The following is a 13868-nucleotide window of genomic DNA, read 5'->3' on the forward strand; positions in this document are numbered from 1 at the left end:
AAATAAGCCATTCGGTCCAACTGGCAAGGATGCTGGCCGTGGGTGACAGTGGGGTTGGCAGTGTGTTGGCAGGCGCGGAAGGCCCCGGTCAGGAAGAGGAAGCACGGACTGTACCAGCGCCTGCAGCTCCTTGTTGAGTCCGATCTCCGCAGCCAGGTTCACGCCCCACCCAAACCGGGCAAAGCGTTATAAACACATGCAAATAAGCTTATTCGCATAAAGGTAGAACAAATGTGTAGTTTGTTTTTATAAGCCGCCCACTTACATTTTCCGGCTTATGCATGAATTTGCCTTTGTATTTGCAGGATTTGCCGTGGGCCTGGTCGTCGGCCTGACGGGTGTGGGCGGCGGATCGCTGATGACGCCGCTCTTGATCTTCTTTTTCGGCATCAAGCCCCATCTGGCCATCGGAACAGACCTGCTGTTCGCCGCCTTCACCAAAATGGGCGGCACCGTCAGCCTGGCGCGCGCCCGGGTCGTGGACTGGCGCATTGTCGGCCAGGTTGCCGCCGGCAGCCTGCCCGCGTCGCTGCTCACCCTGTACGTGTTGCAGCGAATGGGGCCGGCCAATCCGACAACCCAGACCATCATGACGACAACGCTAGGCCTGGCGCTGCTGCTGACGGCTATTGCGACGTTCTACAAGGTCTTTCGCGGCAAAGTGGTGCCCAAGAAAATCGCCGCCGAACTGCTGGGCGAGGCGACCCGTGCCCATCACTGGGCGCTGCCCGTACTGTTTGGCGCCGTTATCGGCACTCTGGTCACGATGACTTCTGTGGGCGCGGGCGCCATTGGCGTGATCGTGCTGATGCTGCTTTACCCAACCCTGCCCCTGTCGCGCATTGTGGCTGCCGATATTGCCCATGCGGTGCCGCTCACGCTGGTGGCGGGCCTGGGGCACGCTTCCATAGGCTCAGTAGACTGGTCTTTGCTCATCAAGCTGCTGGCCGGCTCGCTGCCTGGCATCTGGCTGGGCTCGCACCTGATGCATAAAACGCCTGACCGCGTGATCCGCTCCCTGCTGTCCGTCCTGCTGGCCTACGCCGGCGTGAAGCTCATTTCGATATAGTCGGCTACTATTTTTCCTTCCGTAGCTCACGCAGCTCCCTGAAAACCGTTTCATCCTGAACCGTTTGATACCCCGACAGCCATGTACCAATACACAGAATTTGACCGCCAGTTCGTAAAAGCCCGCGCCGACCAGTTCCGCGACCAGCTCACGCGCTGGCAGGCCGGCCAGTTGCCCGAAGACGAATTTCGGCCACTGCGACTGCAAAACGGCTGGTATGTGCAGCGTTATGCGCCCATGTTGCGCGTGGCGGTGCCTTACGGCGAGCTCTCCAGCGCCCAGCTGCGTGTGCTGGCCAAAATTGCCCGCGAATACGACCAGCCCAATGCCGCCCTGCTCGAAGGCGCGCAGGCCACCCAGGACAAGCTGGGCGCCATTCCGCTGAAAAACGGCCAGTCGGTGCATTCAAAACTGACCACGGGCTACGCCCACTTCACCACGCGCCAGAACGTCCAGTACAACTGGATTCCGCTGGACAAATCAGCCGACGTGATGGACCTGCTGGCCAGCGTCAACATGCATGGCATCCAGACCAGCGGCAACTGCATCCGCAACATCACCAGCGACGAACGTGCCGGCATTGCGGTCGACGAGATCGCCGACCCTCGCCCGTTTGGCGAAATCATGCGCCAATGGAGCACGCTGCACCCCGAGTTCTCTTTTTTGCCGCGCAAGTTCAAGATCGCCATCAGCGGCGCCAGGGAAGACCGTGCCGCCATTGGCTGGCACGACGTGGGCTTGCAACTGCTGCGCAACGCCGAGGGCGAGCTGGGCTTCAAGGTGCTGGTCGGCGGCGGCATGGGCCGCACGCCCATCATCGGCACGGTGATCCGCGAGTTCCTGCCCTGGAACCAGATCATGAACTACCTGGAAGCCGTTGTACGCGTGTACAACCGCTATGGCCGCCGTGACAATATTTACAAAGCCCGCATCAAGATTCTGGTGAAGGCTGAAGGGCAGCGCTACATCGACGACGTCGAGGCCGAATACAAGCAGATCATGGAGCACGACGGTGGCCCGCACACCATCACGCAAGCCGAATACGACCGCGTGGCCGCCTGCTTCGTGGAGCCCACCCTCAGCTGCGACCGCAAGGAAGCCGACGCCAAGATCGCCCACATCCTGCGCGCTGCGGCCGAAGACGATGTCGAATTTGGCCGCTGGCTGCAGCAAAACGTCGCGCCGCACCAAAACCCGGACCTGCGCGCCGTGACGCTGTCCTTCAAGCGCCTGGGCCAGGCCCCCGGCGACGCCACGGCGGCCCAGCTTGAGACTGCCGCCGACCTGGCCGAGCGCTTCAGCGCCGGTGAAGTGCGCGTGACGCACGAGCAAAACCTGCTGCTGCCCTGGGTGCGCTGCGACGAGCTGCCCGAGCTCTGGCGCGCCGCCCGCAAGGCAGGCTTTGCCAAGCCCAACATCAAGCTGCTGACCGACATGATTGCCTGCCCCGGCGGCGATTTCTGCGCACTGGCCAATGCACGCTCCATTCCTATTGCCGAAGCCATCACCGAGCGCTACCAGGACCTGGACGAGCTGCATGACCTGGGCGAGATTGACCTGCACATCAGCGGCTGCATCAACTCCTGCGGCCACCACCACAGCGGCCACATCGGCATTCTGGGTGTCGACAAGGACGGCAAGGAGTGGTACCAGGTGTCGCTGGGCGGCTCGGACGGCTCTACGTTGTCTGGCCCTGCCGTGCCCGGCAAGGCCGTTGGCCCCTCTTTCTCGGCGGCGGAAGTGCCTGAAGTGATCGAAGCGGTGCTGGAAACCTACCGCCAGCAGCGCGAAGGGGGCGAGACCTTTATTGCAACGCTGCGCCGCGTCGGTGCCGAGCCCTTCAAGGCTGCTGCGAATGGTGCGCGTTTTAGCGCCACCCGCGCCGAGACGGCCGAAACGGCCGCCTGAGGCGCCCACCTTGCCGCACCTTCCAAGGACAAAATTACCATGAAATTAATAGCTTCTAGCGCCCACTCGACAGGGATGGCAGGCCAAAATGTCATTGAACTGGCAAATGACGCCGATCCATTCCAGGTCTCCCTTGAGGGCGTGGACCGCATTGACCTGAACTTTCCCAAATTCACTGACGGCCGGGCCTTCAGCCAGGCATTCCTGCTGCGTCGCCGGCTCGGCTTCAAGGGCGAGATCCGCGCCACTGGCGATGTGCTGGTCGACCAGCTGGCGCAAATGGAGCGCAGCGGCTTTGACGTGGCCGTGCTGCGCGCCGACCAGGACATGGCCATCGCCCAGCGCGTGCTGGCCGCCTACCCCGGCTACGGCGTGGGCAAGTACCAGGGCGATGCAATCGACATCCAGCCGCATTTTGTGACCGCGGCAATATCCTCTGCAACCTGAAAGTCAGACCATGGGTGCCATTTCCCTTTACGCGAAGGCGTCGCCAGACTTTGCGGAAAAACTCGCGCGCAGCCTGGCCTTGCTGAAGTCATCCGCCGCCAGCCATGCCCCGCTGACCCAGGCCTCCAGCCTGGGCGCGGAAGACATGGTGGTCACGCATTTGCTGCAGGAAGCCGGCATTGACTGCAGCATTTTTGTGCTGGACACCGGCATGCTGCACGCCGAAACCGTGGCGCTGATTGGCCGCATCGAAGAACGCTACCAGCGCAAGGTCGATGTGTATCGCCCGGTCGAGAGCACCGCCTCGGCCTTCGTGCAAACGAACGGCCCGGATGCAATGTACAAAAGCCTGGAATTGCGCAAGGAATGCTGCCACTTTCGCAAGATGGAGCCGCTGGAGCGCGCCCTCGCCGGCAAAAATGGCTGGCTGACCGGCCTGCGCCGTGAGCAGTCCAGCGCCCGCGCCGAAGTGCATGACATCGAACAGCAGGCCGAGCGCGTGAAAATCAATCCGCTGGCCGACTGGACCTGGGGCGATGTATGGCACTACATCGCGCTGAACGCCATTCCCTACAACCCGCTGCACGACCAGTTCTTCCCCAGCATCGGCTGCGCGCCCTGCACTCGCGCCGTCACGCTCGGTGAAGACTTCCGCTCGGGCCGCTGGTGGTGGGAGCAGGAAAGCGCCAAGGAATGCGGCCTGCATGTGGCGGCCGACGGCACCCACGAAGCCCAGGAGCCTGCAGCCTTCGAACCCCTGTCCAGCATCATTCCCATCCGGCAGGTCCCCACATGAACGCCCGCACCGAACCCCATATGCTCAGTAATCCACCCCATGTCCTAAGCAACGCCCATCTTGACGCGCTGGAGGAGGAAGCCATTTTCATCCTGCGTGAAGTGGCCGCCGCTTTCGAGCGCCCCACCCTGCTGTTTTCCGGCGGCAAGGACTCGCTGGTCTTGCTTAAATGCGCCGAGAAGGCATTTATCGACAAAGAACGTGGCGGCAGCATCCCCTACCCGCTGCTCATGATCGATACCGGCCACAACTTCCATGAGGTGACCGACTTCAGGGACTACCGCGCCAAGCAGCTGAGTGCCAACCTGGTGGTGCGCAGTGTCGAAGATTCGATGAAGCGCGGCACGGTGCGCCTGGCACATCCGGGCGAGTCTCGCAACGTGCACCAGTCGGTGACGCTGCTCGAGGCCATTGACGAATTCCGCTTTGACGCGTTGATCGGCGGCGCCCGGCGTGACGAAGAAAAAGCCCGCGCCAAGGAGCGAATTTTTTCGCACCGTGACGCCTTTGGCCAGTGGCAACCCAAGGCGCAGCGCCCCGAACTGTGGACGCTGTTCAACACCCGCCTGCAACCCGGCGAGCATTTCCGCGTGTTTCCGATTTCCAACTGGACGGAACTGGACGTGTGGCAATACATCGAGCGCGAGAAGATCGAGCTGCCGTCGCTGTATTACGCCCACCAGCGCCAGGTGGTGGAGCGCAAGGGCCTGCTGGTGCCCGTGACCGAATTGACGCCATTGCGTGACGGTGAACAGGCCGAAGAAAGAACCGTGCGTTTTCGCACCGTGGGCGACATCACCTGCACCTGCCCGGTGGAAAGCCCGGCAGCCACAGCGGCCGAGATCGTGATTGAAACGCTGGCCGCCGATGTCAGCGAGCGCGGCGCCACCCGCATGGACGACAAAACCTCCGATGCCTCCATGGAAAAGCGGAAAAAAGAAGGATATTTCTGATGAGCACGCCCCTTGTTGAAACCGCCAGCCTGGCCGCCGCAGCGACGGCCCAGGACACGCGTGCCGCCCTGCGTTTTGTCACCTGCGGCAGCGTCGACGATGGCAAGAGCACGCTGATTGGCCGCCTGCTGGTCGACAGCCGCGCCGTGCTGCAGGACCACCTGGCCGGCGTGCAGCGCGGCGGTGAGACCGACCTGGCCCTGCTGACCGATGGCCTGTCTGCCGAGCGCGAACAGGGCATCACCATTGACGTGGCCTACCGGTACTTTTCCACCGAGAGCCGCAAGTTCATCATTGCCGATGCCCCGGGCCACGAACAATACACCCGCAACATGGTCACGGCAGCATCGAGCGCCGACGCCGCTGTGGTGCTGGTTGACGCGACCAAGCTGACCTGGGAGGCGCCTTCGCCCGAACTGCTGCCGCAGACCCGCCGCCATTCGCTGCTGGTCGACCTGCTGCGCGTGCCGTCCATCGTCTTTGCCATCAACAAGCTCGACGCGGTTGCCAATCCGGCCCTGGCCTTCGCCCATATCAGCGCAGCCTTGAGCCAGTTTGCCGATGAGGCGAAAATTCCGGTCAAGGCCATCGTGCCGGTGTCGGCCCTGATTGGCTACAACGTGGTGGATGCGCATCCCGGCTGGTGCGATTACCAGGGCCCCAGTTTGCTGGAGATTCTGGAGCACCTTCCCGCCACGCCGGCCGATACGTCGGAGGCTTTTGCCTTTCCGGTGCAATGGGTGGAGAAGTTTTCATCCAGCGCCGACACCTCGCAGGGACGCCGTATCTTTTGGGGTCGCATTGCCAGCGGCGCGGTACAACCGGGCCAGCAGATTACTGTGCTGCCGGGCGGGAAAACCGCCACCGTGGCCCAGGTCCTGGACCACACGCGCCAGCCCAAGGCGGTATTGGCCGGGCACGGCGCCGGCATCATCCTGGACCGCGAACTGGACGTATCGCGCGGTGACTGGTTGCTGGCCGAGGGTGGATTCGAACCGCCGCTGGGCGTGCGCGAAATCACCGCAGAGGTTGCCTGGATGGATGACGAACCCCTGGTACCGGGCCGCATGTACTGGGCCTTGCAGGGCCACCGCTGGGTCAAGGCCAAAATCAAGCGTATCGTCCACCAGGTGAACATCAATACCCTGGAGACCCACGACGCAACGCACCTGGACGCGAACGCCATCGGCGTCGTCGAGTTGGCCCTGTTGGAGCCGATTCCGGCACGGCCCTACCTGCAGTCCCGCATTCTCGGCTCGCTGGTGCTGGTGGACACGGCGTCACACAAAACATCCGGCGCCGCACTGGTTCTTTAAGCTGCCAAGGCACTTTCAATTCACTGCTTCAACCCTATTACTGGAAACCTCTTAAAATCAAGGGTTTCCACCGATCAGCCAATACAACATGACACACATCGTCTCCGAATCCTGCATCCGCTGCAAATACACCGACTGTGTTGACGTTTGCCCCGTGGACTGCTTCCGCGAAGGCCCCAACATGCTGGTGATTGATCCGGACGAGTGCATTGACTGCGCCGTGTGCATTCCGGAGTGCCCCGTCAACGCCATCTATGCCGAGGAAGATGTGCCGGCTGACCAATTGCAGTTCATCAAGCTCAATGCCGAACTGAGCCGCGCCGCGGGCTGGAAAAGCATCACCAAGCGCAAAGACGCCCTGCCCGACGCGGAAGAGTGGAAAGACAAGACCGCGAAGCTGGACGAGCTGGTGCGCTGAAACTCGCGCGCTGCCGATCCCGCCCGGGCTATTTAGCCCGAGCTATTTAATAAGCAAGTCAAGAAAAAATGGAACCTCAACTGAATCAAGAAGTGATCAATACCGCAGCCCAGCATGATGGCCCCATCGAAACCGATGCCGTCATTGTGGGCGCCGGTCCTGTCGGCCTTTTTCAGGTGTTCGAACTGGGCCTGTTGGAGATCAAGGCCCACGTGATCGACTCCCTCGCCTATCCCGGCGGCCAATGCATTGAGCTCTACCCCGACAAACCGATTTATGACATTCCTGCAGTGCCCATGTGCACTGGCAAAGAGCTGACCGACTCACTGCTCAAGCAGATCGAGCCGTTTGGCGCGACCTTTCACTTTGGCCAAGAAGTCAGCGTTGTCGAAAAACAGGAAGACGGCCGCTTTTTTGTCGAGACATCCAAGGGCACCAAATTCCTGACCAAGACGATTTTTATTGCTGCCGGCGTGGGCGCTTTCCAGCCCAAGCTGCTGCGTGTCGACGGCCTGGAGCAGTTTGACAATACCCAGCTGTTTTATCGCGTCAAAAACCCGGCCGACTTTGCCGGCAAGAATCTGGTGATTGTTGGCGGTGGTGATTCCGCGCTCGACTGGGCATTGAACTTTGTGGCTGAAGGCCCCAACAAGGCTGAAAGCGTGATCCTGGTTCACCGCCGTGACGGGTTCAAGGCGGCGCCTGCCAGCGTAGCCAAAATGAAGGACCTCTGCGACGCTTACGAGATGCAGTTCATCGTGGGCCAGGTGACCGGCTACGACGAAAAGAATGGAAAAATGACCGGTGCCAAGGTGACGGGCGCCGATGGTGTGACCCGCGTCGTACCGCTCGATGTGCTCCTGGTATTTTTTGGCCTCAGCCCCAAGCTGGGACCCATTGCCCACTGGGGGCTGGATATCGAGCGCAAGCAGCTCATGGTGGACACTGAAAAGTTTTCCACCAACATTCCAGGCATCTTTGCCGTGGGTGACATCAACACCTACCCCGGCAAGAAAAAACTGATTCTCAGCGGATTTCACGAATGTGCCCTGGCCGCATTCGGTGCTGCGCCCTTTATTTTCCCGGACAAGAAAATCCATCTGCAATACACGACAACCAGTCCCAAGCTGCACAAGGTGCTGGGTGTCGAGTCGCCGGTGTTTGACTGAGTCCCGGTAGACGCCTCCGAAAAAAGCCCGCCGCGTGCGGGCTTTTTCGTGCCTGCGGATGGTTGCGCGGGACCGGTCTGTCACCGCCATCGGTTTGGCTTATCAGTTGACCCATCCATCACCTTCCGTCGTTTAGCCTGTTGTTTAGCCCCTCTGTGGGGTCATCATCTAGAATCAAAAACCGCATTGTTCGTGCATCCGCTGGGAATGTCGCTGCTTGCCGCCGTGGCGCGCAGCAACTGAGAAAGTCCCTTTGAACCCGTTTGAAGTCATCCTCGCGCAGGCAAGCATGTGTCCAGTTGCTGCCTCGCGGCGCCCACCGTGCCGACCAGTCATGGACGAACGGAGCAGTTGATGGCCACCATGCCGACATCACCCCCCTCTCCCCCCTCCTCCAGCGCAGGCAATACCGCACTCACGCCGCTGGCGGCGCATGAGCGCCTGTTCGGCTGGCGCGATCATGCCGCGCTCTGGCTCAGCCTCGGCGTCGGCCTGCTCGTCATGCAGGTCGGTGCCTACCTGGTGCCCGCACTGGGCGCCAGGGCAGCCCTGGGGGTCATTGTCTGCGGCTCGGTCATTGGCGCGGGTTTGCTGGCCTGGACCGCCAGAATCGGCTGTGACAGCGGTCTCTCAAGTGCCGGCCTGATGCATGCCACTTACGGAAGCAGCTTCGCGCGCCTGCCCGTGCTGCTGAATATCGTGCAGCTCATCGGCTGGACCACATTCGAACTCGTCATCATGCGCGACGGCACAGTGGCCATTGCACGCCAGTCCGGCGGTTTTTCCGGCACCTTCTGGCCCATCCTGGCCACGGCGCTCTGGGGCGGCATACTGCTGGCCCTGCTGTCGGGCTCCATGGTGAAACTGGTGCGCAAATTCATAGGCCGCTACGGTCTGCCGCTGGTGATCGCCTCCTTGTTGTGGCTAAGCTGGCAGTTTCTTGCAAGGGCAAACCATCAGGGCATCGCCGCGCTGTGGAATCGCCCCGGCGAAGGCGGCATGAGCACACTGCAAGCGCTCGATCTGGTGATCGCCATGCCGGTCTCATGGTTGCCCCTGGTCGCAGACTTTGCGCGACACGGGCGTGACGGCAAAAGCGCCCTGCGCGGCACCTGGCTGGGCTATGCCATTGCCAATACCTGGTGCTATGCGCTGGGCGTGCTGGTGGCCCTGACGACGCCCGGCACCGACCTGGTGGCGGCGCTGTTGCTGGCGCAAGGCGGCCTGCTTGCGCTGGGGCTGATTCTGATCGACGAAGTGGACAACGCGTACGGCGATGTTTACTCAGGCTCGGTCGCAGGCCACAGCCTCAAGCCCAACTGGAGCGTGCGGGCCTGGGGCATGGCGCTGGCTCTGCTGTGTACGGCGCTGGCCCTGGTGCTGCCCATGCACAGCCTGGAGCCGTTTTTGCTGATGCTCAGTTCAGTCTTTGTACCGCTGTACGGCGTCATTCTGGCGAGATTGGCCGGGCACCCCGAGGTGGCGCTGCTCGTTACCAGGCGCAAGGTCAACACCAGCGCCGTGCTTATCTGGCTGCTGGGGATTGCCTGTTACCACCTCTGCGCACAACTGGCGCCTGGCTGGGGCGCCGCCCTGCCCACGCTGGTACTGACGTTTGTGCTGGCGGGCCTCACACGTGTGAGCCGTCCAGGGGTCAACCTAGAGGCTTGAGCCGCATGGCTTGGGGTGCGTAACCATGGTTGAGGGGCCCGCTGCCGGCACCGGTGCGCACGTTGGCACCGGCCTCCAACGCCGCGCGCACATAGGCCCGTGCCAGCTGTACAGCGCCCAGCAGTGAGGCCCCCAGCGCCAGGTGCGCGGCAATCGCGGACGACAGGGTACAGCCCGTGCCATGGGTGTTGCGGCTATGAATGCGCGGGGCGCGCATCCAGTGCAGCTCCCCGCTGCTGGTAACCAATAAATCACTCACCACCTCGCCGGCCAAATGCCCCCCTTTAAGCAAAACCGCCCGCGCGCCTTTTGCCAGCAGCTCTTGTGCAGCGATCTGCATTGCCCCCTCGCTGTCCAGCGGCCGGCCAACCAGCAATGAAGCCTCATCCAGATTTGGCGTGACCACGGCTGCACGCCAAAACAGCTCATTGACCAGTACAGCAATAGCCGGGTTGTCGATCAGCATGGCACCGCTGGTGGCAACCATCACCGGGTCCAGCACCACATTTTTGAGCCCATGGCGATCGATGGCCTGAGCCACGGTTTGCACAATATCCGGGGCATGCAACATGCCAATCTTCACCGCGTCCAGACCCACATCCTCGACCACTGCATCAATCTGGTCCCGCAGCATCGCCGGCGGAACGCCGTGAATAGCCCGAACGCCCAAGGTGTTTTGAGCGGTCAGCGCGGTGATCGCCGTCATGCCGTAGCAACCCAGCGCGGCAAAGGTTTTCAAATCCGCCTGAATGCCGGCGCCGCCGCTGCTGTCGGACCCCGCAATCGAAAGTACGCGCGGGTATTCAAATTCAAAAACTTGATTCATCATTCCTGATTCCGGTCCATTTCACGCTTGCAGCCGGCCCACTGTATACGGGATGGCTACCTCCACTGAAGTGTATTGCGCCGGCCTGAACAGATGCCACAGACGCCAGCAAGGCTGCTTTTCCGCCCAAGGCGGCCTTCCCGAACCTTTGTACCCAGGAACCGCGGGGGAAGCGATGAACGGGGGAACAAAGTTGGGGGTGACCGGTCTAAATTCTGTCACTTGGTGATATTTCCAGTGACAGGAGGTGTAATCATGAGGCAACCGAAGCATTGGCAAGACCCCTTAAATGCCCTTGTCGGGGTATGGGTCATTCTTTCACCTTGGGCTCTGGGATTTCAGGACACACAGGTGGCCATGGCGAATGCGGTCGTCTTTGGGCTGGCCCTGCTGGCCGCGGCGCTGGGGGCAACCTTCGTTCCGCGCGCATGGGAGGAATTGACCGAAGGCGCAATCGGGCTGTGGCTGATGGCCTCGCCTTGGGCACTCGGGTTCAGCATGCATCGCAATGCCATGCTGAGTACGCTGATTGCGGGGATAGTTGTCGCCGCGCTGGCTCTGTGGACGCTGTTGATTGACAAAGACTACAACGGCTGGTTGCGCGAGCGAATAGCGCACTGATCCACGTACCGACCGCTGCCCTGGCCGGTGCGGGCGGGCCTTGAACTTCTGGACAGTGCAGCTTATTGCAGCACCGGCTGAGTGCGTACCTGCTGAGCATTGCAATTACCAATAACCCCATGCAGTGGGCGGGGGTGCTGCTGTTTCTGAAAACCATGTCGGACCATGCCGCCAGCACGCCCGGCACGCGGCCCCCGCCAGGCGCTCAGCCCTACACTGGGGGCTGATGAAAAAAATTCTTGTCCGCCTCCAACCCCTTGCTATTGACGTACTTCACCGACTGCGCCACCCTACCCGGCGCGGCGTGGTTTTAGCGCTGGCGGCCTTGCCTGTGCTGTTGCTGCTGTATGTGCTGGTCCTGATTCCTTTTACCCCGAGCATCAAGGACGTCAGAAAAGCCAAATTGCAGCAGCCTGCGGTGGTCCTGTCAGCGGATGGGAAAGAACTGGCCCTGTTCAAGCGCGCCAACCGCGACTGGGTCAAGCTCGCCGACATTTCGCCCAACGTGGTAGCTGCGCTGATCACCACCGAGGACCACCGTTTTTATGAGCACCACGGTGTCGACATCAGGCGAACGGTCTCCTCGGTGTTTCATACTTTTACCGGCGACCTGCAGGGCGGCTCGACCATCACGCAGCAACTCGCGCGCAACCTGTACCCCGAGGAGGTCGGTCGCGCGCGGAGTTTGACGCGCAAGTTCAAGGAGGTCATCACGGCATTGAAAATTGAGGCCGTTTATACCAAGCAGGAGATTCTTGAAACCTACCTGAACACCGTGCCCTTCCTCTACAACGCCTATGGCATTGAAATGGCGGCGCGCACTTATTTCGACAAATCGGCTGACGAGCTGGATGTGCTGGAGAGCGCCACGCTGATCGGCATGTTGAAGGGCACCAGTTATTACAACCCGGTGTTGAACCCTGAGCGCGCCGTGCAGCGCCGCAACACCGTGCTCGGCCAAATGGCCAAGCACCAGAAGCTGGACGCCAACAGGCTGGAGGCACTGAAGAAAAGGCCGTTGAAGATAGATTTCGAGCGGCAGACCGAGCCGTTAGGCATGGCGCCTCACGTTGCGCAGCACCTGCGCAAATGGCTGATCGAATGGGCCGACCGCAACGACTACAACATTTACGCCGATGGCCTGGTGGTACGCACCACCATCGATTCGCGGCTGCAAAGACTGGCCAGCCAGGCGGTGGTGCGCCAGGCCAACAGCCTGCAGGCCTCAGCCAACGCCGAGTGGGGACCACGGGCCTGGGGCACAAGAAAAGAGCTGGTACGCGCCCTTGTGCGGGACACGCGCGACTACAAAACCGCACGTGAGTCAGGACAGACCGACGAGCAGGCGCTAAAGCAGGTACAGGCCGATGCGGCCACGATGCGGGCGCTGCGCGAGGACAAGACCCGCCTGCAGGCCGGCTTTGTGGCCATGGACCCGAGAAACGGACATGTGATGGCCTGGGTCGGCAGCCGTGACTTTGCACAGGACCAGTTCGACCACGTGCAACAGGCGCGCAGGCAGCCCGGCTCGACCTTCAAGCCCTTTGTTTACGGCGCAGCCTTCGAGCAGGGCGCCCAACCCACCGACGCTTTTGTAGACCAGGCGGTGGAGATACCGCTGGGGGGCGGCACCGTCTGGCGACCCACCGACGCCGGCACGCCCAGTGGATTGACGATGACCCTGCGCGACGGGCTGGTGTATTCCAAGAACACCATCACCGCCCAGGTCATGCAGACGGTAGGGCCCGCGAAGGTAGCCAAACTGGCCCATGCCATGGGCGTGCGCCAAAGCAAGCTGGAGGAGGTGCCATCGCTCGCACTCGGAACCAGCCCGGTCACCTTGAAGGAAATGGTCTCGGCCTACAGCACCATCGCCAATAGCGGCAACTACATTGAGCCGATTCTGGTCACCGCTGTAGAAGACCGCCATGGGAAGGTGCTTGAAGCGTTCCAAGCCAAACCGCCGGAGCAGGCCATGTCGCTGGCCCATGCACAAACGCTGGTCGATGTGATGCGCGGCGTCATTGACCAGGGCACCGGTGCCGGCATTCGCAGCCGGTACGGCATTCAGGCCGACGTGGCGGGCAAGACCGGCACCACCCAGGACAACACCGATGGCTGGTTTATCCTGATGCACCCGCAGCTCGTGGCCGGGGCCTGGGTCGGCTTCAACGATAACCGGGTGACGATGGGCGACTACTGGGGGCAAGGCGCCCGCAGCGCACTGCCCATCGTCGGTGACTTCTTTGCGCAGTCGCTGCGTACACGGGTGATAGACCAGCAGGCACGATTTTCCGCACCGCAAAACGGTGGCATGGCGGGTCAGGTAAATGACTGGTTCAGCAGCCTGTTCCCCCCCAGCCCCGCACAGCCACCAGCACCGGTTCCCGACGCCGAGGTTATTCCGGCACCCGAACCAGCCACGCCGCCCACGCCCGCGGCGCCATCAGTCCTTGTTTTGCCTAACGCGCCTTCGCAAGCGGGGGCGCCCCCCGGCGCCACGGATCCGCGGTTCGTGTTCGTCCCCTCCCGACCGACCGCCCCACCCGATCGCGGCGGCGTCCCTATCCTGCGAGAATCCACGGCACCTGAAAACCCCAGCACCGGGCAGTAAGCCCTCAAACACCCCCGGCAGGTACGTTGGCCGGCGCTGCCTACAATCTACCGGCACAGG

12 protein-coding genes are annotated in these 13868 nt (G+C 61.9%); 11 read left to right on the forward strand and 1 reads right to left on the reverse strand.

Annotation, left to right across the window (positions count from 1 at the left end; translation table 11 throughout):
- The first annotated feature begins 277 nt into the window (after positions 1–277).
- The 9 genes from AC1DS5_RS03200 (at position 278) to AC1DS5_RS03240 (ending at position 9747) form a co-directional block, all read left to right on the forward strand.
- On the forward strand, positions 278–1069 hold the full coding sequence (locus AC1DS5_RS03200; RefSeq protein WP_477716814.1) for a sulfite exporter TauE/SafE family protein: 792 nt from the start codon (positions 278–280) through the stop codon (positions 1067–1069).
- Positions 1070–1150: 81 nt separating this feature from the next.
- A complete protein-coding gene (locus AC1DS5_RS03205; RefSeq protein ID WP_477716815.1) occupies positions 1151–2977 on the forward strand; it encodes a nitrite/sulfite reductase in 1827 nt (608 codons plus the stop codon).
- Between the two features lie 39 nt (positions 2978–3016).
- Positions 3017–3424 carry a DUF934 domain-containing protein gene (locus AC1DS5_RS03210; protein ID WP_477716816.1) on the forward strand — a complete coding sequence of 136 codons (408 nt, stop codon included), beginning with the start codon at positions 3017–3019 and terminating at the stop codon, positions 3422–3424.
- Positions 3425–3434: 10 nt separating this feature from the next.
- Positions 3435–4220, forward strand: coding sequence for a phosphoadenylyl-sulfate reductase (locus tag AC1DS5_RS03215; protein WP_477716817.1), 786 nt, complete (start codon positions 3435–3437; stop codon positions 4218–4220).
- On the forward strand, positions 4217–5173 hold the full coding sequence (gene cysD, locus AC1DS5_RS03220) for a sulfate adenylyltransferase subunit CysD (RefSeq protein WP_477716818.1): 957 nt from the start codon (positions 4217–4219) through the stop codon (positions 5171–5173). The genes AC1DS5_RS03215 and cysD overlap by 4 nt, the downstream gene beginning before the upstream one ends.
- Positions 5173–6489, forward strand: coding sequence for a sulfate adenylyltransferase subunit 1 (locus tag AC1DS5_RS03225; protein WP_477716819.1), 1317 nt, complete (start codon positions 5173–5175; stop codon positions 6487–6489). Before cysD ends, AC1DS5_RS03225 begins: the two co-directional genes overlap by 1 nt.
- An 88-nt stretch (positions 6490–6577) precedes the next feature.
- The gene (gene fdxA / locus AC1DS5_RS03230) at positions 6578–6907 is read left to right on the forward strand and encodes a ferredoxin FdxA (protein WP_477716820.1); all 330 of its coding nucleotides are present in this window, start codon (positions 6578–6580) and stop codon (positions 6905–6907) included.
- A 68-nt stretch (positions 6908–6975) separates the two neighbouring features.
- Positions 6976–8076, forward strand: a complete 1101-nt coding sequence (locus AC1DS5_RS03235) for an NAD(P)/FAD-dependent oxidoreductase (protein WP_477716821.1) — start codon at positions 6976–6978, stop codon at positions 8074–8076.
- Positions 8077–8439: 363 nt separating this feature from the next.
- On the forward strand, positions 8440–9747 hold the full coding sequence (locus AC1DS5_RS03240; protein ID WP_477716822.1) for a purine-cytosine permease family protein: 1308 nt from the start codon (positions 8440–8442) through the stop codon (positions 9745–9747).
- Here AC1DS5_RS03240 and thiD read toward each other — a convergent pair.
- A complete protein-coding gene (gene thiD / locus AC1DS5_RS03245) occupies positions 9731–10576 on the reverse strand; it encodes a bifunctional hydroxymethylpyrimidine kinase/phosphomethylpyrimidine kinase (RefSeq protein WP_477716823.1) in 846 nt (281 codons plus the stop codon). The two genes, AC1DS5_RS03240 and thiD, sit on opposite strands and share 17 nt — an antisense overlap.
- A 252-nt stretch (positions 10577–10828) precedes the next feature.
- Between thiD and AC1DS5_RS03250 the strand changes: the two genes are divergently transcribed.
- Together AC1DS5_RS03250 and AC1DS5_RS03255 are read left to right on the forward strand one after the other, a co-directional pair.
- Complete coding sequence (locus AC1DS5_RS03250) at positions 10829–11194, forward strand: SPW repeat protein (RefSeq protein ID WP_477716824.1); 366 nt, start codon at positions 10829–10831, stop codon at positions 11192–11194.
- Positions 11195–11420: 226 nt separating this feature from the next.
- On the forward strand, positions 11421–13808 hold the full coding sequence (locus AC1DS5_RS03255) for a penicillin-binding protein 1A (protein ID WP_477716825.1): 2388 nt from the start codon (positions 11421–11423) through the stop codon (positions 13806–13808).
- The last annotated feature ends 60 nt before the right edge of the window (positions 13809–13868 follow it).

This window comes from Polaromonas sp. P4_H1 (assembly GCF_056400945.1).

Coding starts and splice junctions, on each gene's coding strand:
- AC1DS5_RS03200 (WP_477716814.1), top strand. CDS start 278: ATGCATGAATTTGCCTTTGTATTTGCAGGATTTGCCGTGGGCCTGGTC.
- AC1DS5_RS03205 (WP_477716815.1), top strand. CDS start 1,151: ATGTACCAATACACAGAATTTGACCGCCAGTTCGTAAAAGCCCGCGCC.
- AC1DS5_RS03210 (WP_477716816.1), top strand. CDS start 3,017: ATGAAATTAATAGCTTCTAGCGCCCACTCGACAGGGATGGCAGGCCAA.
- AC1DS5_RS03215 (WP_477716817.1), top strand. CDS start 3,435: ATGGGTGCCATTTCCCTTTACGCGAAGGCGTCGCCAGACTTTGCGGAA.
- cysD (WP_477716818.1), top strand. CDS start 4,217: ATGAACGCCCGCACCGAACCCCATATGCTCAGTAATCCACCCCATGTC.
- AC1DS5_RS03225 (WP_477716819.1), top strand. CDS start 5,173: ATGAGCACGCCCCTTGTTGAAACCGCCAGCCTGGCCGCCGCAGCGACG.
- fdxA (WP_477716820.1), top strand. CDS start 6,578: ATGACACACATCGTCTCCGAATCCTGCATCCGCTGCAAATACACCGAC.
- AC1DS5_RS03235 (WP_477716821.1), top strand. CDS start 6,976: ATGGAACCTCAACTGAATCAAGAAGTGATCAATACCGCAGCCCAGCAT.
- AC1DS5_RS03240 (WP_477716822.1), top strand. CDS start 8,440: ATGCCGACATCACCCCCCTCTCCCCCCTCCTCCAGCGCAGGCAATACC.
- thiD (WP_477716823.1), bottom strand. CDS start 10,576: ATGATGAATCAAGTTTTTGAATTTGAATACCCGCGCGTACTTTCGATT.
- AC1DS5_RS03250 (WP_477716824.1), top strand. CDS start 10,829: ATGAGGCAACCGAAGCATTGGCAAGACCCCTTAAATGCCCTTGTCGGG.
- AC1DS5_RS03255 (WP_477716825.1), top strand. CDS start 11,421: ATGAAAAAAATTCTTGTCCGCCTCCAACCCCTTGCTATTGACGTACTT.